This is a genomic window from Collinsella intestinalis (assembly GCF_902364775.2).
GTDB lineage: Bacteria > Actinomycetota > Coriobacteriia > Coriobacteriales > Coriobacteriaceae > Collinsella.
The window spans coordinates 261,968-282,502 of sequence record NZ_CABJEU020000002.1 but is presented as its reverse complement, the minus strand read 5'-3'; the positions used below and the strand labels follow the sequence as shown (position 1 = coordinate 282,502).

Annotated in this window: 17 protein-coding genes; 9 read left to right on the top strand and 8 right to left on the bottom strand. The window is 61.9% G+C overall.

The window, feature by feature from the left end; translation table 11 throughout:
• Nucleotides 1-154 precede the first annotated feature (154 nt).
• Both modD and FY258_RS06955 read left to right on the top strand, forming a co-directional pair.
• A complete protein-coding gene (gene modD / locus FY258_RS06960) occupies nt 155-1,054 on the top strand; it encodes a ModD protein (protein WP_118104484.1) in 900 nt (299 codons plus the stop codon).
• A gap of 6 nt (nt 1,055-1,060) precedes the next feature.
• Nucleotides 1,061-2,557: an APC family permease gene (locus FY258_RS06955; protein ID WP_118104482.1), complete on the top strand. Its 1,497-nt coding sequence runs from the start codon at nt 1,061-1,063 to the stop codon at nt 2,555-2,557.
• A gap of 172 nt (nt 2,558-2,729) precedes the next feature.
• Here the strand turns inward: FY258_RS06955 and FY258_RS06950 are convergent, their stop codons facing one another.
• From FY258_RS06950 to FY258_RS06940, 3 genes are all read right to left on the bottom strand, one after another.
• Entirely contained in the window at nt 2,730-3,185 is a 456-nt protein-coding gene (locus FY258_RS06950; protein WP_118104480.1) for a nitrous oxide-stimulated promoter family protein, read from the bottom strand.
• 6 nt (nt 3,186-3,191) lie between these two features.
• Nucleotides 3,192-4,874, bottom strand: coding sequence for a DUF2130 domain-containing protein (locus tag FY258_RS06945; RefSeq protein WP_118104478.1), 1,683 nt, complete (start codon nt 4,872-4,874; stop codon nt 3,192-3,194).
• Nucleotides 4,875-5,048: 174 nt separating this feature from the next.
• On the bottom strand, nt 5,049-5,561 hold the full coding sequence (locus FY258_RS06940) for a GNAT family N-acetyltransferase (RefSeq protein ID WP_182279467.1): 513 nt from the start codon (nt 5,559-5,561) through the stop codon (nt 5,049-5,051).
• A gap of 100 nt (nt 5,562-5,661) precedes the next feature.
• On the opposite strand from FY258_RS06940, the gene FY258_RS06935 reads away from it, so the two are divergent.
• Nucleotides 5,662-5,934 carry a type II toxin-antitoxin system Phd/YefM family antitoxin gene (locus FY258_RS06935; RefSeq protein ID WP_118104475.1) on the top strand — a complete coding sequence of 91 codons (273 nt, stop codon included), beginning with the start codon at nt 5,662-5,664 and terminating at the stop codon, nt 5,932-5,934.
• Nucleotides 5,921-6,232 (top strand): type II toxin-antitoxin system RelE/ParE family toxin, encoded by a 312-nt coding sequence (locus tag FY258_RS06930; protein ID WP_118104473.1) that lies wholly within the window; start codon nt 5,921-5,923, stop codon nt 6,230-6,232. The genes FY258_RS06935 and FY258_RS06930 overlap by 14 nt, the downstream gene beginning before the upstream one ends.
• A gap of 31 nt (nt 6,233-6,263) precedes the next feature.
• On the opposite strand, the gene FY258_RS06925 is transcribed toward FY258_RS06930, so the two are convergent.
• Complete coding sequence (locus FY258_RS06925) at nt 6,264-6,590, bottom strand: HIRAN domain-containing protein (RefSeq protein WP_118104471.1); 327 nt, start codon at nt 6,588-6,590, stop codon at nt 6,264-6,266.
• Between the two features lie 162 nt (nt 6,591-6,752).
• Between FY258_RS06925 and FY258_RS06920 the strand changes: the two genes are divergently transcribed.
• Nucleotides 6,753-7,142: a (deoxy)nucleoside triphosphate pyrophosphohydrolase gene (locus FY258_RS06920; protein WP_118104468.1), complete on the top strand. Its 390-nt coding sequence runs from the start codon at nt 6,753-6,755 to the stop codon at nt 7,140-7,142.
• Nucleotides 7,143-7,153: 11 nt separating this feature from the next.
• Here the strand turns inward: FY258_RS06920 and FY258_RS06915 are convergent, their stop codons facing one another.
• Entirely contained in the window at nt 7,154-10,108 is a 2,955-nt protein-coding gene (locus FY258_RS06915) for a DEAD/DEAH box helicase (protein WP_118104466.1), read from the bottom strand.
• 118 nt (nt 10,109-10,226) lie between these two features.
• Between FY258_RS06915 and FY258_RS06910 the strand changes: the two genes are divergently transcribed.
• Entirely contained in the window at nt 10,227-10,757 is a 531-nt protein-coding gene (locus tag FY258_RS06910) for a cysteine hydrolase family protein (protein WP_118104463.1), read from the top strand.
• Nucleotides 10,758-10,894: 137 nt separating this feature from the next.
• Here FY258_RS06910 and FY258_RS06905 read toward each other — a convergent pair whose 3' ends face one another.
• Complete coding sequence (locus FY258_RS06905) at nt 10,895-11,872, bottom strand: endonuclease domain-containing protein (protein WP_259324484.1); 978 nt, start codon at nt 11,870-11,872, stop codon at nt 10,895-10,897.
• 626 nt (nt 11,873-12,498) lie between these two features.
• On the opposite strand from FY258_RS06905, the gene FY258_RS06900 reads away from it, so the two are divergent.
• From FY258_RS06900 to FY258_RS06890, 3 genes are all read left to right on the top strand, one after another.
• Entirely contained in the window at nt 12,499-13,059 is a 561-nt protein-coding gene (locus FY258_RS06900; RefSeq protein WP_118104458.1) for a ferritin family protein, read from the top strand.
• Between the two features lie 224 nt (nt 13,060-13,283).
• The gene (locus FY258_RS06895; protein WP_118104456.1) at nt 13,284-13,856 is read left to right on the top strand and encodes an HD domain-containing protein; all 573 of its coding nucleotides are present in this window, start codon (nt 13,284-13,286) and stop codon (nt 13,854-13,856) included.
• Nucleotides 13,853-14,842, top strand: coding sequence for a putative ABC transporter permease (locus tag FY258_RS06890; protein ID WP_118104454.1), 990 nt, complete (start codon nt 13,853-13,855; stop codon nt 14,840-14,842). Before FY258_RS06895 ends, FY258_RS06890 begins: the two co-directional genes overlap by 4 nt.
• Nucleotides 14,843-15,078: 236 nt before the next feature.
• On the opposite strand, the gene FY258_RS06885 is transcribed toward FY258_RS06890, so the two are convergent.
• Both FY258_RS06885 and FY258_RS06880 read right to left on the bottom strand, forming a co-directional pair.
• Entirely contained in the window at nt 15,079-19,683 is a 4,605-nt protein-coding gene (locus FY258_RS06885; RefSeq protein WP_118104451.1) for a 2-hydroxyacyl-CoA dehydratase, read from the bottom strand.
• Complete coding sequence (locus FY258_RS06880) at nt 19,683-20,405, bottom strand: TetR/AcrR family transcriptional regulator (RefSeq protein WP_310592061.1); 723 nt, start codon at nt 20,403-20,405, stop codon at nt 19,683-19,685. Before FY258_RS06880 ends, FY258_RS06885 begins: the two co-directional genes overlap by 1 nt.
• Nucleotides 20,406-20,535: the final 130 nt, after the last annotated feature.

The window sequence follows — 20,535 nt, the reverse complement described above, 5'->3', positions numbered from 1 at the left end:
CTTTCAAGGGCGCGCGTAGCGGGCGCGACGGGACGTCTTTGTAGGCGGGACGTCATATATCACCCAGCATTATGCCTTTTCCGCGTGATAGATGCAGGAGAATCGTGCGGCAATGATACGATTTCCACCGTAGAAATCTTCAAAAGGAGGACCGATGGTCACCCTATCCGACGCACGCATCGACGAGCTCATCGCCGAAGACGTGCCTTATATCGACCTGACCAGCCATATTCTGGGAATCGACGCCCAAGCGGGAGCCATGGAGTACTTCACCCGCGAGGCCTGCGTGCTCGCCGGAGGCGAGGTCGCGTCGCGTATCGCCACCAAACTCGGATGCGTCGTCACCAACATCCTGCCCGACGGCACGGCGCTCGAGGCCGGGCAGTCGTTCATGACGATCGGCGGAACCGCTGCCCAACTCCATCAGGCCTGGAAGGTCTGCCTCAACGTCTTCGACCATCTTTCCGCCGTGGCCACCAAGACCCGCGCGATGGTCGACGCCGCGCATGCCGCCAGCCCGTCCTGCGAGATTCTTACCACGCGTAAGAGCATGCCGGGCGTGAAGGACCTCCTCGTTGAGGCCACCATCGCGGGCGGGGCGTTTCCCCACCGACTCGGGCTGTCCGAGACGGTCCTGGTGTTCGATCATCATCTTGAGTTCATGGGAGGAATCGACGCGTTCATCGAGCAGCTGCCGCAAATCCGCTCTCACTGCATCGAGAAGAAGCTGTTCGTCGAGGTGAACGCCGAGCAGGCGCTCGCCCTCGCATGGCACAACGCCGCCTGCACGCGCGCATGCGCTGCCTCGCGCGGGGGCGTAGCCTGGGCCGGCGTCGACGGCGTCCAGCTCGATAAGGTTGCCATCAACGAGCTCGCCGAACTGGTGGGCAACCTGCGCGCGCTCGACCCGCGACTCACCATCATCGCCGCCGGCGGCGTCAACCCGGGCAACGCCGGGGAGTACGCGGCCACCGGCGTGAACGGGCTCGCCACCACCGCGCCCTTCACCGCCAAGCCCATCGACATGAGCGTCCGCATGCGACGCTTGGGATAGGAAACCATGACCCCCTCTTCTGAACCCGCCCCTTCCGCCGCCTGCGAGAGCACCGCCGACGCCAACACGGGCGCAACCAACGCCGAAGGCGCCGTCGCGCGCACGGGCGCCGCGGGCGACACCGAAGGCTCCTGCGCCAACACGGGTGCCGCCGTCGCCGCCGACACGACCCCGGTGAAGCGTTACTCGCTCACCACCGCCATCTGCCTGATCGTGGGCATCTGCATCGGGTCGGGCATCTTCTTCAAATCCGACAACATCCTCATCGCCACCGGCGGCAACGTCGCGCTCGGCGTCGCCATGATGCTGCTCGCCGCCACGACCATCATCTTCGGCGGCCTCACCCTGGCCCGCTTCGCCTCGCGCACCACCGGACATGGAGGCCTGATCGCCTATGCGGAGGAATTCCTGGGCCCGCGCCGCGCCGCGCTCATCGGCTGGAACTTCACCTTCCTGTACATGCCCGTCGTCTGCTCGGTGCTCAGCTGGGTCGTGGGCGTGTACGCGTGCATGACCTTCAACCTGCCCGGGACGTTTGCCTGGCAGATGGGCATCGGCCTGGCATTCCTGCTGGCTTGCACCGCATGGAACATCCTGTGGCCCACCTTGAGCGGCTACTTCCAAAATCTCACCACGCTGGCCAAGGCCCTGCCTCTGGTGCTCGTTGGCGTCATCGGCCTTATGGTGAACGGCCCGGTCGCCCGGCTGAGCTCCGACATCGCCGCCGCGCCAACGGCAGGCACCGCATGGATCGCCGCGGCGGCGCCCGTCGCCTTCGCCTTCGACGGCTGGAGCTCCGCAGTGAGCATCGCGCCGGAACTAAAGGATGCGCGCCGCAACCTGCCCCGCGCGCTCATCGCCGCCCCCATCATCATCCTCGCGCTTTACCTGGGATACTTCGTGGGTATCTCGTGCTTCCTCGGGCCGCAGACCGTCATCGAGGCGGGCGACGCCAGCCTCTCGCTCATGTTCGTCAAGCTCTTCGGCGAGCAGGCGGGTGCGCTGCCCAACGTCATCGCGCTCATCGCCGTGCTCGGAGGCGCCAACGGCATGGTGCTCGCCACCCTGCGCATGCCCCAGTCCCTGGCGCTCCACCACATGATGCCGTTCGAGCGCACCGTGAGCCGCATGAACCCGACCCTGCGCTTCCCCGTGGTGAGCGCCATGATCGCATTGGCCGCCACGTTGTTCTGGGTGGGCGTGCACACGGTGGTGAGCACTCTCGGGTTGCTGCCAAACGGCGATATCTCCGAGGTTGTGGTGGCAATGACCATGCTGATCCTGCCGCTGTATTACATCGAGGCGCTCCGCGGGGCGCTACGCGAGGACGCCCCCGCGCTCATGCGCGCCCGCCGTGCCACAGCTCCGGCCATCGCGCTCGCGAGCTCACTCACCATCGGCCTGTCGAGCATCTCAGATCCCACGCGCTGGCCGTTCGTCGCGGCCTTCACGGCGCTGCTCCTCATGATGACCTTCGCGTTCACGCCCAAGCGGGACGCGTAGGCAGCGAAAAGCCCCTGCCCATCACGGGCATCACGCGAACGAAAGCTCGAACGCCCCGGCAAACGCGGCCTTCATGGTGGGGTTGTTCCGCGTGAGCTTGCGGATGGTGAGCCCCTGGACCTTGTCGTTCGCCAGACGCAGGTTGTTTTCGCTCGAGATCAGATTGTTTCTTCTATCGCGATGAGCGGGCGCGCCGTCGCTCGCGTTGCGACTCGATCATATGGCGTATAGCCATCACGGGGTGATGGAAGAGCATGCGCGGACCCGCGTACCGCATCACCGTGCGGATGCGCTCGCGCATCTCGGGTCGGTAGCAGTGCACCGTGCAATTCGAGCAGAACGTCTTCTCCTCCATGAACGGGCAGCGCTCGCTGCGCGCGCGGGCATACGCCTCGAGCTCGGCGCATTCGGGACAGAGGTCCCGCCGTTCCCCGGAGCCCCGCTCCCGAAGGGCCGCCCCCTCCCGGACCTGCTGCATCTGGCCGCCCCGCTCTCGCAGCGGCGCCGAACGATGCGCGGAATGATTGCCCTTGCAGTACAAGGCGATCATCTGGCTTACGATTTCCTGCTCGCGCTCGCGCTTGCGCTTCAGCGCATCGGCCGTCAGGCGCGGTTCGCTTTTCCCCATCGCCCGCTACACCTCGTAGCTATCCGCAAGATCGGGCTCGGCGCCCGGCGCCTCCTCGACGGCGACGCCCTCGCGGGCAGCGCGCTCAGCCTCCTCGCGGGCCTCGGCAAACGCGGCCTTCATGGTGGGGTTGTTCCGTGTGAGCTTGCGGATGGTGAGGCCCTGGGCTTTATCGTTCGCCAGACGCAGGTTGTTCTCGCTCGAGATCAGATTATCTTTGACCTTCTGCAGGTGCTTGATGGTGGTATCGATCTCGTCGATGGCCGTCTGGAACTTGCGACTTGCCAGGTCATAGTTGCGATTGAAGCCCTCCTGGAACCCCAGCAGCTTTTCCTCGAACTCCGTGACGTCGATGTTCTGCTGGCGCACGAGCTCGAGCTCCTGCTTGTAGGCGAGCGCGTTCATGGCGGCGTTGCGCAGCAGCGTGATCATGGGGATGAAGAACTGCGGGCGGATCACGTACATCTTCTCGTAGCGGTAACTCACGTCCACGATGCCCGTGTTGTACAGCTCGCTCTCCGGTTCGAGCAGGGTGACCAGCACCGCGTACTCGCAGCCCTTCTTCTTGCGGTCCGAGTCGAGCTTCTTGAAGAAGTCCTCGTTCTTGTGCTTGGTGGCCGTGGTGTCGTTCTCGTTCTTCATCTCGAACATGATCGACACGATCTCGTTGCCGGCCTCATCGCACTCGCGGAAGATGAAGTCGCCCTTGGTGCCGTCGGAGGCGTCGTTATCCTTCTCGAAGTAGGCGTGCGGGAACGCCGTGACGCGCAGCTGGTTGAACTGGGTCTCGCAGTGCTGTTCGAGGGTCTCGCCCACCATCTTGGTGGAGAGGCGGGCTTTCATGTCGCGCAGGCGCTCGATCTCCTCGTCCTTGTAGCGGATGAGATCCTGGCTGTTCTTACGCGCCTGCTCAAGCTCAAGCGCGTGGGCGGTCTCGATCTGCTGCTTCTCGGCGGCGCGGACCTCCTGCTCACGGGAGAGCTCGAAGCGGGCGGCGTCCAGGTCGCGGGCGAGCTTGGCGCGCTCCTCCTCAAATGTTGTACGCGCCTCGGTCACCGCCTGCGTCACCGCAAGGTCGCGCTGAGTGGCGCCGGCATCCAACTGGGCCTTGAGCGAGGCGATCTGTGCATCGCGCGCGGCCAGCTGTTCGCGGAGCTCCTCTTTTTGGTCGGCGGCGTCCTGCTGAGCGACCATGCGCTCGCGCTGGGCGGCGACCCTCACCGCGGACTCGCGCTCTTCAACGGCGGACTCGAGCTTGGCGGAGAGCTCGGCGATGCGGGCATCCGCCTCGGCACGGACGCGCATGAGCTCGGCCGTACGCTCGCTCTGCTCCTTCGCGAGCTGAGCGGCGCCGGCAGACTGGGCCTGCTGCAGGGCCGCGGCGCTGGCGGCACGGGCCTCCTGCAACTCTGACGCACTGCGAGCCTTGACCGCCTGCAGCTCGGCCGAGCTACGAGCGAGCGCCTCTTGCAGCTGCGCCTTTTGGGCGGCCATCACGCGGTCGAGCTCGGCCTTGGCCTGAGAACGGGCAAGTTCGAGGGCCTGCTCGTGCTCGCGACGCAGTGAGGCGGCGCGCTCCTCCACCTCATGGGCGAACTGATCGTCGCGCACTTGGCGAACGATGCCCTCGTAATCGCTCTCATCGAGATTGATGACCGTCCCGCACTTGGGGCACGTAATCTGGTTCATATGCGCTCCTCGCTCCGCCGCAACGCCCGGGCGCGCCCTACGCACGCCGCTGCATATTCCTTACCGTCAGACTATACCCGCCCGTGCGGACAAAAGGCCGCACGGGCCGCTCGAGGCCACCCAACGGGGTGCGGTGACCGCGACGAGCCAGGACGTCGAACGCGACTTCCGCAGCTACAGTCGCCTTTTGAATATGACCATGTCCTTAAGCTGAACTCCGGCCTCAACGATAGGATGATCGTAATTCTCGATGAAGAAGTTCGGCAGCACATGCGAACGCGTGAAGCCACACACCTCGTAAAAGGGAACGGTCAGAGGGCTGTCGCCCGTACCGACCCGCAATATGTCGTACTCGCGGGCCGCATGTTGAACGGCGAATTCCAGGAGAGCCCGGCCGATACCGCTGCGCTGATGCGCCGAATCGACGGCGAGGCTCTTCACCTCGGCGATGCGGAGCCCCCGCTCATCGACACCCTCGTCCGTCACAATCATGCACCCGAGCGCGCGATCGGGCACAGGCGCGGAGCCTGCCTTGGTGAGGGCCTCATCCTCCGCATACGCCGCGAACATCTCGCCTCGGTGGAGGTAAAGCTCGACCATGTCCCACTGCTCGTCGGCGAGCAGCAGCAGATCGCGATATTGCTCGCGATCGCGGTCAACCGATGTGATGCGCAGCGCCGGCGCCATACGCCCCTCCGAAGGAACTTGAACGAACTCATGCCGCCATTCTATCTTGTCTAGCATCCTCATACTATAATTCGAATAGAATTCTAGTATTGGAGATGCCATGGTCATCAAATCATCCACTGCCCTCCGCAGCGACTACAACTCCATCTCGGCACTGGCACATGAAACCGATGAGCCGATCTTCATCACCAAAAATGGAGAAGGCGATCTTGTCGTCATGAGCACGGATGCTTATGAAGGTATGACCAGGGCCCTCAACGTGCGCGCGAAGATCCTCGAGGCCGAGGCGGAACGACTGGCCGGGGCTCCAACTTACAGCACTGACGACATTCGCTCCGCACTCAAAAGGAAATACGACCATGCCCGCGCCTAGAATCCTTCCCGCGGCATATGAGGATATCCTCAACATCGCAGATTACCGCATCCGAGAGGTCGGCCCAAACTCTGCCGAGACGATTACGAACCGGTTGCTCGACACCAGCGATCTACTTGAAGAGACGCCGCTGATCGGCCCGCTTCATCATGATCCCGCCCTTCAATCCATGGGCTACCGAAAGCTCCTATGCGGGCACTATGTCTGCATCTACCGTATCGTCGACGACATCCCCATCGTGTACCGCGTCTTTCACGAATCGCAAAACTACACAGCCGATTTCCTCTGGGAAATGTAGGGAGGGTCAGGCTGGCTGACCAAACTCCGCCCTATCGCGCATCGCGCACGAACACGGCGGCTCGGACCTGATGCCAAGGACTGCGCTCTGGGGCGACCTGGAGCACGCGGCATTCGAAGGCAGTGCCATGTCCGTAAAAGAACAGGGTCGAAAGCGGGCCCACCGAGTCCGCGGGAACGTAACCGAGCATGGCGCCACGGAATTTGACCGCGATGGCCTCCGCATCATAGGGGTTGTCGCGCTCGGGCACGAGCTCCAGAGTGTCACCGGCCTTGAGCTCGCCCAGAACCAGCGCACCGTCATGATGCTGGAACCCGGCGATATGGAACGAGAACAGATTGCGAGACGGCTCGTACATGATGGGACCCCCTTCAAGCCCTGCGCCGCGCCTTACGAGCACGGCCGTTTTCATGGCTTAAAGGTACGGCCCCGTGCGGACAAAACTATATCGACCACACCTCAAGCAATCTAAGACGCCCTATAATCGGTGCGAAAAGATCTCGACCCCTGGAGCATCCTCATGAAAACCATCCACGTAGCAGCGGCAATCATTCTAGACGGCAATAAGATCCTCGCCTGCCAGCGCGGATATGGCGAGTTCAAGGGCGGCTGGGAGTTTCCCGGCGGCAAACTCGAACCCAATGAGACTGCTGAGCAGGCCTGCATCCGCGAGATCAAAGAAGAGCTGAGCGTCGATATCGAGGTCGCACGCCATCTCTACACCGCCGAGCACGACTACGACACCTTCCACCTTTCGATGGATTGCTTCGTCTGCTCCATTGTTGCCGGCACCATCGTCGACACCGAGCATGAAGACATGAAATGGCTTCCCCTCGACAACCTCTGGTCGGTCGATTGGCTTCCAGCCGACATCAAGGTGGTAGAGGCGATCGAGGCAAGCCTGGCATAGAGCCCCCGACTTTATGCCTCGTCGCCCTCAACAAACACGCTCGTGATGTACTCATAGATATCGCGCCTGACGGGCGTTTCCAACTGATAGCCGATTTCGACGGCGTTCTCGTTCGCGATCGTCATCGTCTGCACAAAATGCCCCGTCGGGTGCATCTGACCGAGGAAGTAAAACTCCTTACTTCCCTTGTCGTTCGTGTTCTTGCGAACAAACAGATAGATTTTCATGCCGTTGCCCGGCCATGCCATGAGCCGCTGAATATCCTTCGATGCAAGCGTTCGTCTCTTTTTCGAGATGCCGATGAGCTCACTATCCGAGACGAAACGATCCTCATATTTAATGGTATCGCTGATGTCAGGCGCTTTATCGTAGTTGATGAACACCGGAAACGTATTCGTCTTCTCGTTGTACATGTAACCGCCGATGTTTTGCGGCGTTTCGCTTCGATCCCATCCGAGTAGGCGGCATACCTCCTCATAGGTATACTTCGCGTTCAACACGAAGCTCGTATCCCGATATGTCTGCGCGTAAAGTTCCTCATGGCGATGAATACCGAATTCGACGACCTCATTCAACTGTCGCCTGAACTCCGGATCCAGCAGACTTGCACGGGCCGCATCCGTCCAGCGAAGGACACCATCGGCCCCCTCCTCGACGAGAGAAACGAACCAATTCGGCGAAGAAAAGCCACCGTTAAGCACATTCGTTGCAGACTTCAGAGCTGCCACTCTCGTGCCAACAGGGCTCTCCGCGCTCGGCTGCTTACCGCCATCGACAACAGCAAAAGCCCCATCCCGTGCAAGAAGCGCACGCAACAGATACAGTTCATCGGCGCGCTTACCGTTCGCGAGCTTCTTTGAAACGAATTTGAGAATGTTCTCCTGCGCCTCGCTGAATGTGACGTCGTACGCCTTTTCATATCGAGACAGAAAACCGTGATAAGAGTCATATTTATTAAAGATGAGCAATGGGTCGATCGATCCGTTGCGATCGAAATCGAGCAACGAGGGAATCGCGCCGAGCATCTGGCGCAGCCCAAGGTACTCGTCCTTCAAAAACCGAGCAGCGGTAAAATCGCCCTGATCGATTGCCTGGTAAATTCGTCCCTCCGACACGCGGTCGAAGCTCACGGTAGAGGCGCCAGGAATAACCGTGCTCCCCTCTTTTACGATCGCGCGCAAACGATCCTTGTTGTAGGTCTTATCGCCCGACAAGGCCACGGGAATCAAGAAGTTCTGCTGGTAATTTCCAATGAAGTCGAGAACCAGCGTGCTTTCCTTGTTATCAGCCTTACGCAAGCCACGACCAAGCTGCTGCACGAACACGATGGAAGACTCCGTCCGGCGCAACATGATGATCTGGTTGACCGCAGGGATGTCGACGCCTTCGTTCAGAATGTTCACCGAAAAGATGTACTCAAGCTCGCCGCTTTCAAGCTTGCGGATCACCTCATCTCGTTCCGCATCGCTATCGCTGCCGTCAATCGCTTCCGATTTGTATCCGCGCTGGGTGAACTGCTTCGCCAGTTCACGTGCCTCCTCCAGTCTGCTGCAGAACACCAGGCCCTTCCTGCCATCTTTCTTGACCGAGTACTCCTCGATCTTATCGATGATGTGGTTCACGCGAGCCTCGCTCGTGAGCTTGGAAAACAGCGTGAAGTCGCTCTGCTCTTCCTCGTCGATGGCAAGGTCTGCGATACCAAAGTAGTGAAACGGCGCGAGCATGTCCTCGCGCAAAGCGTCTTGCAAGGTGATCTGGTAGGCGATCACATGGTTGAACAGGGCGAAGACGTCATAGCCGTCGGTTCGATTGGGGGTCGCCGTCATGCCCAAGCAAAACTTTGGTTTAAAGTGCTCGAGAATGCGCTGGTAGCCCTTCGCCCCCACGCGATGGGCCTCATCAATGACGATGTAGTCGAACAGCTCGGCATCGATTTTTTCGAGATAACCACAGATGGTCGAACACATCGCAAAGGTGCAGGTGAACTCGGTTCCATCGCCACCGGCCCTATACAAGCCGTACGTGTAGTTATCCCCCAACAACTTTTTGTAGCTCGCCATTGATGCGGTGAGGATGCGCTTCCTGTGCGCCAGAAACAGGATACGGACCGGGGCCGCCGCCTTCACATCAAAGGCCGAGAGGTACGTCTTTCCGGTACCCGTTGCCGAAACGAGCAGGGCGCGAGGATCACGTCGCTCGTGCAGAGCAGCAAGGGCCTCAAGCGCCTTCTCCTGCATTTTATTCGGCTTGATCTTTTTACTCGAAGCCTCGTTCTCTCCGAGAACAGCAATGGTGCTGCCGTCCGAAAAAGCAGCCTTGCCCTTAGGGCGGGGTGCCATTGCGGTCGAAATGTACTCACGATAATGGCTGATCCACGTTTCGGTAAGGGGCGCCGTCTCCGAGCAATTCCAAAGCAGCTCGAACTCGCGCTTCAAATCTCCGACCGCACCATCCGCACCATAAGAACGGAAGAGGACATTCCACTCCTGATTGCAGGTCAGTGCTCGGTCCGTCAGGTTTGAGCTGCCCACGATCACGGTGTTCAGGCCAGACCTGTTGAACATATAGCCCTTGGCGTGCAGATTCTGCTGGTAAACGCGTGTCTCGATGTTGTCGTACGTCAAGAGCTTTCGATACACATCGGGGCTGTTGAAGTTAAGGTACGTCGAGGTGAGCAGTCGCCCTTTGATGCCCCGGGCCTTCAACTCCGAGAGCATCTGCACCAGACACGTCAGGCCGCCCTCGGAAACGAATGCGACGCAGAAGTCGAACGTGTCGTTCTCCCCCAGATCCGCGAACTGACGACGCAACACCGACAGAAGGTTGTCACCCGTTGTCTTCGAATTCGAAATGAAATGAGGACGACTATCGAACTCAACGCTCGCCCCGGCCAAAGCGCCAACCAGATCGAGCCGACTCAAGCCATTTTCAGCAGTTGCATTCACGTGTTCCTCGACGTTAGCCATGCTCACACCATTTCAAAATACAACAGGTCATGGCCAGGATACCAAAGCGCCGCATATAATGGCAGGCAGCCGGCATTTCAGATGTGCCCCAGCTCGACTCACCAAAGGAGCCTTCGCCATGTCCAACTCCTACCTCATCGTCGTTGACATGCAAAATGACTTCATCGACGGCGCCCTGGGCACGCCCGAGGCGCAGGCCATCGTCGAGGCAGTCGCCCAGCGCGCCAGCAGCTTCAGCGGCACGGTCGTTTTCACCAAAGACACCCACGGCAGCGACTACGCCGCCACGCAAGAGGGCCGTAACCTGCCCGTTCCCCACTGCATCGCCGGCACGACCGGCTGGGAACTCGCACCCGCCCTCGAAACGGTTCGCGCCCGCCGCAGCGCTCCCGTGTTCGAAAAGCCCTCGTTCGGATCGCTCAACCTCGCCCGCTGGCTTGTCGCACAAAACAACGCCGCGCCCATCGACTCCATCGAGCTCTGCGGTCTATGCACCGACATCTGCGTGGTCAGCAACGCCCTCACCATCAAGGCGCACCTGCCCGAGATCCCGCTCGCGGTGAATCCCTCCCTGTGCGCGGGCGTCACCCCCGCCGCACACGACGCCGCGATCGCCACTATGGCGAGTTGCCAGGTGCAAATCCTGTAACCGGGCTCGGGCCTCGTCTTGCGGCGGCCTTTCGCCCCGATGACCCGCCGGAGACAGGCCCCATGCCCACGCACGGATCTCACCCCGCGCCGCCTCTCGCGACCTCGCGATTGACGGCGTTCTTGTATTTTGGCCAGCTACCGCGCCAACGACGCAGTGTACCGCTTGAATGCAGGAATGAGCTGCATGCGCAGCACATTGCGGCGCGCATCGAAACCTCCGCTGCGGATTCTCAGCCGAATGCCCATCGCACGTGCAACGTCCGCGACGAGCTGGTTGTACAGATGCTCTTCGACAATGTCCTCGTACCAGACGTTCAATATGGTCCAACCTGAGCCGACCAGCTTGTTCTGTCTGCGGTCATCGCGGCCGGCCTGCTCGATTGCATGGAACTTGCGACCCTTGTACTCGAGACCGACCTTATGGCCTGGGAATGCAACGTCCACATAGCGGTCCCCGTCGGCGGTTGAGACGCGATGGTTAAGCGAGACGGGCCCGAGGGCATAACCACCGAGTCGCCGCGGCCAGGCAAGCAATGCGCAAAGAACGGATTCCATGGGCGAGTTGGAGCCGTCGCCGACCAGCTCAAGCGCCTCGCGAGCCCGGACGATCCCCGGCGCTCCGGGCATCGCATCCAGCACGCGGGCGATCTGCTCGACGGAAGTCAGGGGCTTCGCCGTGTTGGTAAGGCCATCCCATGAATCATCAAGGAGGTAGGTTCCGCACAGCTCGAGGCCGATCATCGCCAGCTCCTCGACGGTGCGCTGCCGCTTCTTGTGCAGGTCCACCGTTGCAAGATGCAGAAATGTCAGAGCCGGGCTCGTCACTAAGACATCCCTGTTCACGTAAATCAGCGAGCGAGGCGGCAACTCCGCCGCACAGCGATGGCACACGATGTCGTCTCGGCTGCGGGCGCCCGACTCTTTGGACACCAGGATATGCACGGGGCGCGTTTTCACACCCAAACGCTCCATGTCGTCCGCAAACATCGCTTTTGGCGATATGCCGCAGCCATCCAGCTTTTGCGTGCGCGGCCTATCCAAAAACTCCGGCGCCAATCGCCCGCTCGATCGCATAAATTCGAGCGCTGACTCTCCAAAAATGCATACGCTCATGACCGTCGCCCCCTCGGCCCGATACGTTTTGCTCAATGTGGTCAAAATACCCTGATTGTGCGCCGAGCAATCAGTGACGCAGTCGCGTTTGCCCAGGATTGGGCAAACTGATTCCGCCGACCACGCGCCCTGGCACCCATTGCCTCCAGCCGCCATCAACAAAACCCCAGGATTGCCCTGCGCGAGAAAATATGCACGAGTGTTTTGCCCTCGCTTTCAGCGCACAATCAGGGTATTTTGACCACTTTCTCGAAAACGCATATTTTATAACCCCCTTTTGTGGGCTTGAACGCTTTTTCGCGCGCCATTTTGCCGTTGTAGAACCACCCGCCGACCCCCCCTGAGCACCCAGACAAAAGCAGGGGCCCAATCAGCGCTTGGCCTGTTCGGACGACTGCTTGGACGCCCCATCTGCCCCGTCAACACGCCGATCGCCATTCCATAACCATCGTCGCAAGGCCTTGAACTGCACGTTCATTCATTTGTGAACTATTTGAGAATGAATCCTAATATGTTTCCGTTTTAGGCTCATATGATTCTGGAACTGTGCCATAATGCAGATGTCAAAGCGCGACCGCGGGTTCGCCCCAAGAAGCGCATTCGCCTGTGTTCAAAGGAGAACAAACATGAAGTTCGTTTGCCCCGTTTGCGGTTTTGTTGAGGAGTTCGACGGCGAGGAGCTGCCCGCCGACTTCAAGTGCCCCCAGTGCGGCGTCTCCGGCGACCGCTTCACCAAGGTCGAGGAGGGCAAGATGACCTGGGCCGCCGAGCACATCGTGGGCGTTGCTCACGAGGAGGGCGTCACCGAGGACATCATCATGGACCTGCGCGCCAACTTCGATGGCGAGTGCTCTGAGGTCGGTATGTACCTGGCCATGGCCCGCGTTGCCCACCGTGAGGGCTACCCCGAGATCGGCCTGTACTGGGAGAAGGCCGCCTACGAGGAGGCCGAGCACGCTTCCAAGTTCGCCGAGCTCCTGGGCGAGGTCGTGACCACCTCCACCAAGAAGAACCTCGAGATGCGCGTTGAGGCCGAGAACGGCGCTACCGCCGGCAAGTTCGACCTCGCCAAGCGCGCCAAGGCCGCTGGCCTGGACGCCATCCACGACACCGTGCACGAGATGGCTCGCGACGAGGCCCGTCACGGCAAGGCCTTCGCTGGTCTCCTGGCTCGTTACTTCGGCTAAGTCGAGGCAACGCTTCGCAAAACGTTCCATAACGGATCGAAAAAGACCCTGGGGTTCGCCGCAGGGTCTTTTTTCATATGTGAAAAGCAGGGCCCACGGCATTAGTTTTTATGAACGAACACCCACGTCTATAGGGCATGTGCATCCGAATGGTAACGTTGTATCTTTAACGCTGGGCAACCGTGTCGGTTTGTACCCAAGGGACACCCGTGAGGAGCCACTCGATGACAAATGAGCTTGAGGACCGCGCGATGTGCGAATCGCGAAAGAGCTGCGCGGAAGCCTGCCCCACGCATTGCGAAACCAGTCCCATCGACGAGGTCGCCCACATCGCCCAGGTCTTGGAAACGCAAGGCAGGTTCGGCCTCACGCGAAGCTTTATCCAGCACGGTACCATGAGCGTGCATGCACACGTGATCTCCGTTGCACGCGCCGGCCTCGCCATGGCCGAGCGACTCGAGCGCCTGGGGATCCGCATCGATCGCGCTTCGCTCATTCGCGGCGCGCTCCTTCACGACTACTTCCTCTACGACTGGCACGACCCCGACCCATCGCATCGCCTGCACGGGTTCACGCACCCATTCGCCGCGCTCGCCCGCGCGGAGGAGGACTTTGACGACCTGACCGAACGTGAGCGCAACATCATCTCCCGTCACATGTTCCCGCTGGTTCCCATCCCTCCCACCTGCCGCGAAGCATGGCTGGTATGCTTGGCGGACAAGGTCTGTGCGCTCCATGAGACCATCGCGGGGCGGATACCCAAGCGCTCCACAGGCGGCAAGGAGGTATCGCTATGATGGCAGATTTGAGCGGAATCATCTCTGAGCTGAACTCGACGGGCGCTCCCCTTTCGGCGCTGTTTCTGTCGTTCATCGTCTTCTCATTCATTGGCTGGCTCTACGAATCCACCATCTGCGCCCTTGCGAACTACGGCCACTTTGCCAACAGCGGATTCCTGCTTGGCCCATGCTGTCCCATCTACGGCGTGGGATCGCTCGCATGTTGGTTCTTGCTGCGCGACATTCCAAACGTCGCCGCTCAGTTTGCGGCCGCCGCGCTCGTATGCAGCGCCATCGAATACGGCGTGGGAGCGGCGCTCGAACAGATCACCGGAGCGCGATTCTGGGATTACTCCAAGTTCCCCTTCAACATCAACGGCAGGGTCTGCCTATACGGCGCCGCGCTCTTTGGAGCGGGGGCGGTGCTCATTTGCCGTATCGCCGAGCCCGCCCTTCTGAACGCATTGGAACTCGTGCCACCGACCATCCTGGCAGCGGCAGCCCTTGCATGCGCAGCGCTCCTGGTCATCGACGCCGCTTTCACGCTGGTCAGTTGGCGCCAGCTCTCGCAAAAGCTCGAGCTGCTCAGAATCGAGCTCGCCGACAAAGTCAACGACTCGCTCAAAGATGCTTCCGACTCTCTGCTCGACAGGGTGCCCGACGCGGCGTTGGATTCTGCAGCGGAGATCAGGGCCCGAAGCGGAGAACTCAATTCATGGCTCGCCGAGATGTCGGATAGCGCTTTCGAGGCCGTGCGCGGCAAGGTGGAGATGCCCTCGTTCATAGCCGAGGGCAAGCAGAACCTCAGGCTGGTTGTGCGCCATGCACGCAGCATTGCCCAGCGCGCCGAGATCTCCACCCCCGAAAAGCTGAAGACCGTCCTCACCCGCCGTGAGCTGCGCTTCTTCAACGCGTTCCCAGAGATCAAGCTGAAAGCATATGAGGGAATCATCCGCGCCACGAACCTCAAGGAGCGGGCACACGAGCTGTTTTATAGGAGGTAGTGGGTAACCACAACGGGCAGCGGCATTATCGCTCCATTCGCGGATTGGGACCGTCGTCCCATCATGCGCCACCCCCTCCTGCGCCATACTCAGGAGCACCGAGGTGCAAAGACGCCCCCTGAATAGAGGGGCGCGCTCCACTTTTACCGAAAGAAGCCGCGAACTGCGAACCGCCGCGGGCCACCGTGCCGCACCTCAATTTAGAGACTGTCCCTAAATTGAGGTGGCACGGCCTCCTACTCGTCGTCGCTCTTGCTCGCACGCTTCCAGTGCAGACCGCGGCTCAGACGGTGCGCCACGCGCTCCACCTCGGCATCGCTCGTGAGATGGTGCGGCTTCATGCGGCTCGTCACCGAGTCGCGGCGGATGGTGGCGATGGGCTCCATCACAAAACCCTTGCCCGCGCGCATGTTCTCCTTGGCCACGCTGATCATGAGCTTGATACGGTTGAGCTGGTTGACCTCGCTCGCACCCGGGTCATAGTCAACGGCCACGATGTTGCTCTCGGGGTGCAGACGGCGCAGCTCCTTGATCACGGCCTTGCCCACCACGTGGTTGGGCAAGCACGCGAAGGGCTGCGTGCAGATGATGTTCGGCGCACCATGGTCGATCAGGTCGAGCATCTCGGCAGTGAGCAGCCAGCCCTCGCCCATGTTGTTGCACAGGGAAAGGATCTGACGCGCCTTGTCCTGCATCACGGAGATGGGCTCGGGGCGCTCGAAGCGATCGCTGCGCTCGAGCATCTCATCCACGGGCTTGCGCATCCAATCCACCAGACCGATCGCGGCGTCCATGCTGGCGCGCGTCGCAGCCGAGCTGCCCAGCTCGTCCTTCTGCACCTGCGCGTTGCTCATGGAATACAGGAAGAAGTCGAGCAGGCCCGGCACCACGGCCTCGCAGCCCTCCGCCTCGATGACGTCCACCACGTGGTTGTTCGCCGTGGGGTGGAACTTCACCAGGATCTCGCCGACCACGCCCACGCGCGGCTTGGAGCCCTCACCCGTGAGCGGCAGCGTGTCGAACGCCGTGATGGCCTCGCGGGAGAGCTTGGTGAAGCTGCGGCGCGTGAACGTCGGCGCGAGGCGACGGGCGCGCTCCATGAAGTCCTCGAACAGCTCGTTGGCAGCCCCCTCCTCCGCCTCGTAGGGACGCGTGCGATAGAGCATCTGCATCATGAGATCGCCGAACAGCACGCTGTACACGCAGGACTTGAGCAGCGGGACCGTGAGCTTAAAGCCCGGGTTGCTCTCGTCGAGCTTCACGGCGGAGAGGCTGATCACCGGGATGTCGGGGTGCCCGCTGTCGCGCAGGGCCTTGCGAATGAGCGCGATGTAGTTGGTGGCGCGGCAACCACCGCCAGTCTGGGTGATCACCACAGCGGTCTTGGACAGATCGTAGCGTCCGCTCTCGATGGCCTCCATGATCTGACCCGTCACCAGGATGGACGGATAGCAGATGTCGTTATTCACATAACGCAGACCCGCCTCCACGGCACCGCGGTCGGTGGAGGGCAGAAGCTCCAGGTTGTAGCCGCCGGCGCGGAAGACCTCCTTGATGAGGTCGAAGTGGATGGGCGCCATCTGCGGGCACAGGATGGTGTAGCCCGCCTCGCGCATCTCCTCGGTGAAGGGCACCTTGGGAAACGCCGCGCTCGCGGCGGCGCGTTGCGGCTCGAGAGCGTATTTGTGCGTGGCGAACACCGGCGCATCAGAGCTCGGCGCAACGGGCGCGGCTGCGCCCTGCTCGTACGCCTCACCCGTGGCGGCCGCCTCGGCGGCGCGCTCGGCCTCCTGGTCTTTCAGGGCGGCCATGAGCGAGCGGATGCGGATGCGCGCGGCACCCAGGTTGGACACCTCGTCGATCTTGAGCACGGTGTAGATCTTGCCGCTCGCCTCGAGGATCTCCTGGACCTGGTCGGTGGTAAGCGCGTCCAGGCCGCAGCCGAACGAGTTGAGCTGGATGAGGTCGAGGTCGTTGCGCATGGTCACAAACCGCGCCGCGGCGTACAGGCGGCTGTGGAACATCCACTGGTCCACCACGCGGATCGGACGCTCGGGCTTCACCAAATGCGCCACGGAATCCTCGGTGAGCACCGCGAACCCAAAGCTCGCGATGAGCTCGGGCAGGGCGTGGTTGATCTCGGGGTCGTTGTGGTACGGGCGGCCTGCCAGCACGATGCCATGACCGCCGTTGTCCTCGATCCAGCGCATGGCTTCCTCGCCCATGGTCTGGATATCCTGATGGAAGCGCGCGTCGGCCTCGTAAGCAGCGTTCACTGCGTCGTCGATCTCGGTGCGGGTGAGCTTGGGTCCGCGCACGCGGCCTCGGCCCGCCTCGGCATCGGCCACGCGCTCCACGGCGAGCAGCTCGTACAGGCGGCGCTTGAGCTCGACCTTGTCATGGTAGGGCACGAACGGGTACATGAACTCGACGTGGTTCTCGGTGATGGCGTCGACGTTCAGGCCCAGGGCCGTGGGGTAGCTCATCACGATGGGGCAGTTGTAGCAATTGCCCGCCGTGGGGTCCTCCTTGCGCTCCCAACGCACACAGGGCATCCAAATGAAATCCGGGTCCTTGGCGATGAGGTTCATCACATGGCCGTGGGAGAGCTTGGCCGGATAGCACACGCTCTCGCTCGGCATGGACTCGATGCCGCTCTCGTAGGTCGCCTTGTTGGAGTTGTCGGAGAGCACCACCGAAAAGCCCAACCGCGTGAAGAACGCATGCCAGAACGGATAGTTCTCGTACATGTTGAGCGCGCGCGGAATGCCCACCGTGCCGCGCGGGGCCTCGTCGGGGCTTAGGCACTCGCGGTCGAACAGCAGCTTGTTCTTGGCGGCGAACAGGTTGGGCGCCTCGGTCTTGCGCTTCTTGTGACCCGCGCCCTTCTCGCAGCGGTTGCCGGTGATGAATTTGCGCCCCTCGCCGAAGTCGTTCACCGTAAGCTGGCAGTTGTTGGAGCAGCGACCGCAGCGCACATGACGCTGAGCCACCGTGAGACCGGCGATCTCGTCGGCCGAGAGCACGGTGGAGGTGCCGGTGGCGCCGGCACGGTCGCGCGCGAGCAGGGCCGCGCCGTACGCACCCATGCAGCCGGCGATGTCGGGGCGCACGGCGTTCACGCCGGTGAGCAGCTCGAACGCACGCAGCGTGGCGTCGGACATGAAGGTGCCGCCCTGGACGATCACCTGACTGCCGATCTCCTTGGGGTCGCGCAGCTTGATGACCTTGAACAGGGCGTTTTTGATGACGGAGTAGGACAGGCCGGCGGCGATGTCACCCACCGTGGCGCCTTCCTTTTGCGCCTGCTTCACGCGGGAGTTCATGAACACGGTGCAGCGGCTGCCCAAGTCGACGGGGCCGCGGGCGGCGATCGCCTCGGCGGCGAAGGCGCGCACGTCCATGTCCATGGACACCGCGAAGCTCTCGATAAAGCTGCCGCATCCGCTGGAGCATGCCTCGTTCAGCATAATGTGCTCGATCACGCCGTCGCGCACGCGCAGGCACTTCATGTCCTGGCCCCCGATGTCGAGAATGAACTCGACGCCGGGCAAAAACGCACGGGCGCCGCGCAGGTGCGCCACGGTCTCGATCTCGCCGGAATCGGCCTTGAGCGCCTCGATGAGCAGGGCCTCGCCGTATCCGGTGGTGGTCACGTGGCCAATCGTGCACCCTGACGGGATGTGCGCGTAAAAGTCGGCCATAATCGTCTTGGCCGTGCCCAGGATGTCGCCGTTGTTGTTGCCGTACCAGGTGTGGAGGAGCTGGCCGTCCTCTCCCACCATGGCCGCCTTCATCGTGGTGGAACCGGCGTCCAAGCCGATGAACACGCGACCCGTGTAGCCCTCGAGCTCGCCGCGGGGCACGACCTCCTTGGCATGGCGCGTGCGGAACTCGGCAAGGTCGTCGTCGGTCGCGAACAGCGGCTCGAGGCGGGCGACCTCGGCGCCCTGCGTGTCGCCCAGGCCATCGATCGCCTCGACGAGCTCACCAAGGCGCACGAGCTTGCTCGACTCATGCGCCATGGCGGCGCCGGAGGCCACGAACAGATGCGCGTTCTCGGGCACGATGATGTGCTCGTCGTCGAGGTCGAGCGTGAGGTAGAAGCGGTGGCGCAGCTCGGAGAGGTACTGCAGCGGGCCGCCGAGGAACGCCACATGCCCGCGAATGGGACGACCGCACGCCAGGCCCGAGATGGTCTGCGTCACCACGGCCTGGAAGATGGAGGCGGCCACGTCCTCGGGACGGGCGCCCTCGTTCAGCAGCGGCTGCACGTCGGTCTTGGCGAACACGCCGCAGCGGCTGGCAATGGGATAGATGTTCTCGGCGCGCTTTGCGAGCTCGTTCAGCCCCGCGGCATCCGTGTGCAGCAAGGTTGCCATCTGGTCGATGAACGCACCGGTGCCACCGGCGCACGTGCCGTTCATGCGCTGCTCGATGCCGGAATCGAAATAGATTATCTTGGCATCCTCGCCGCCGAGCTCGATGGCGACGTCGGTCTGCGGGATCAGGGTCTCCACCGCGCGCTTGCTCGCGATGACCTCCTGCACGAACTCGAGGCCGAGCCACTGGGAGAGCAGCAGGCCGCCCGAACCCGTGATGGCGCAGGTCATCTGCGCCTCGGGCAGCAGTGACGCCGCACCCTCGAACAGGTCGCGCGCACATGCGCGGACATCGGTGTGGTGGCGCTGGTACTTGGCGTAGACGATTTTGTTCTCGTCGTTCAGAACCGCGAGCTTGACGGTGGTGGAGCCAACGTCGATGCCCAGATGGAGCGCGCCGCGCGCGTTCTCGGGATTCCAAACCGCGTTCTCAACGGCCTTGGTCTGTATGTCGGTCATCAGTCGTTCCTCCCTGTGGAACCTGAGGTGATGTCGTTGAAGTCTATAGCTGGAATGTCAATATTCAGTCCCATGAGCTTGGCACCGTAGGCGGGGACCTTGACGTCGATAGGCATGCCGTACAGGTCGCCCGGACGCACGAAGGCGATCACCGTCATGATGCGCGCCATGGTCTCGGGGCTCTCCGCCAGATCGCGCTCGAACCACAGCTGGACCACGCCGACCTCGGCGGAAACAACCGAAGCGAGGTAGTAGTCGAAGAACGCACCCACGGCGGCGGGAAGGATTCCGGTCTGCATGCGGTCGGACACCTCAGAGCACGACATGTCAATGACCTTCTTGATAAAGGCTTGGTCGCCGCTGGGCCCGATGAGAGCGCCAATGAGGTCGCGGTTCTCGGAGATGTACGTGAGCAACTCGACCGATCCGGGTGCCGGCTCGAGGCGCTCGATGTTCTTGTACAGATCGGGCAGCGTCGCCTCGGCAATGGCGCGGACGCGGACGCGAATCTCATCGAACAGGCTGTTCTCGACCTGCTCGATGAAATCGGGGATGTCCTTGTAATGCGAGTAGAACGTGCGGCGCGTGAGGCCCGCGCGCTCGGTGAGCGCGGCCACGCTCACACGGGCAATATCCACGCCCGAGTTGAGCTCCGCCACAAGGGCCTCGCGCAAAGCGCGCTGCGAGCGCAGGATACGCCGATCCGACTTCAGGGGACGCATGGCCTCCATCTGGGCATCGAGTCCTTTCCATATGGGATATTTCACTCGACGTGCATTATTGCACACAGCGTGAATCATCACGGAACGTCTATCGAATTGGGGTCATTTCTGCACAGAGCCCCAATTGAGA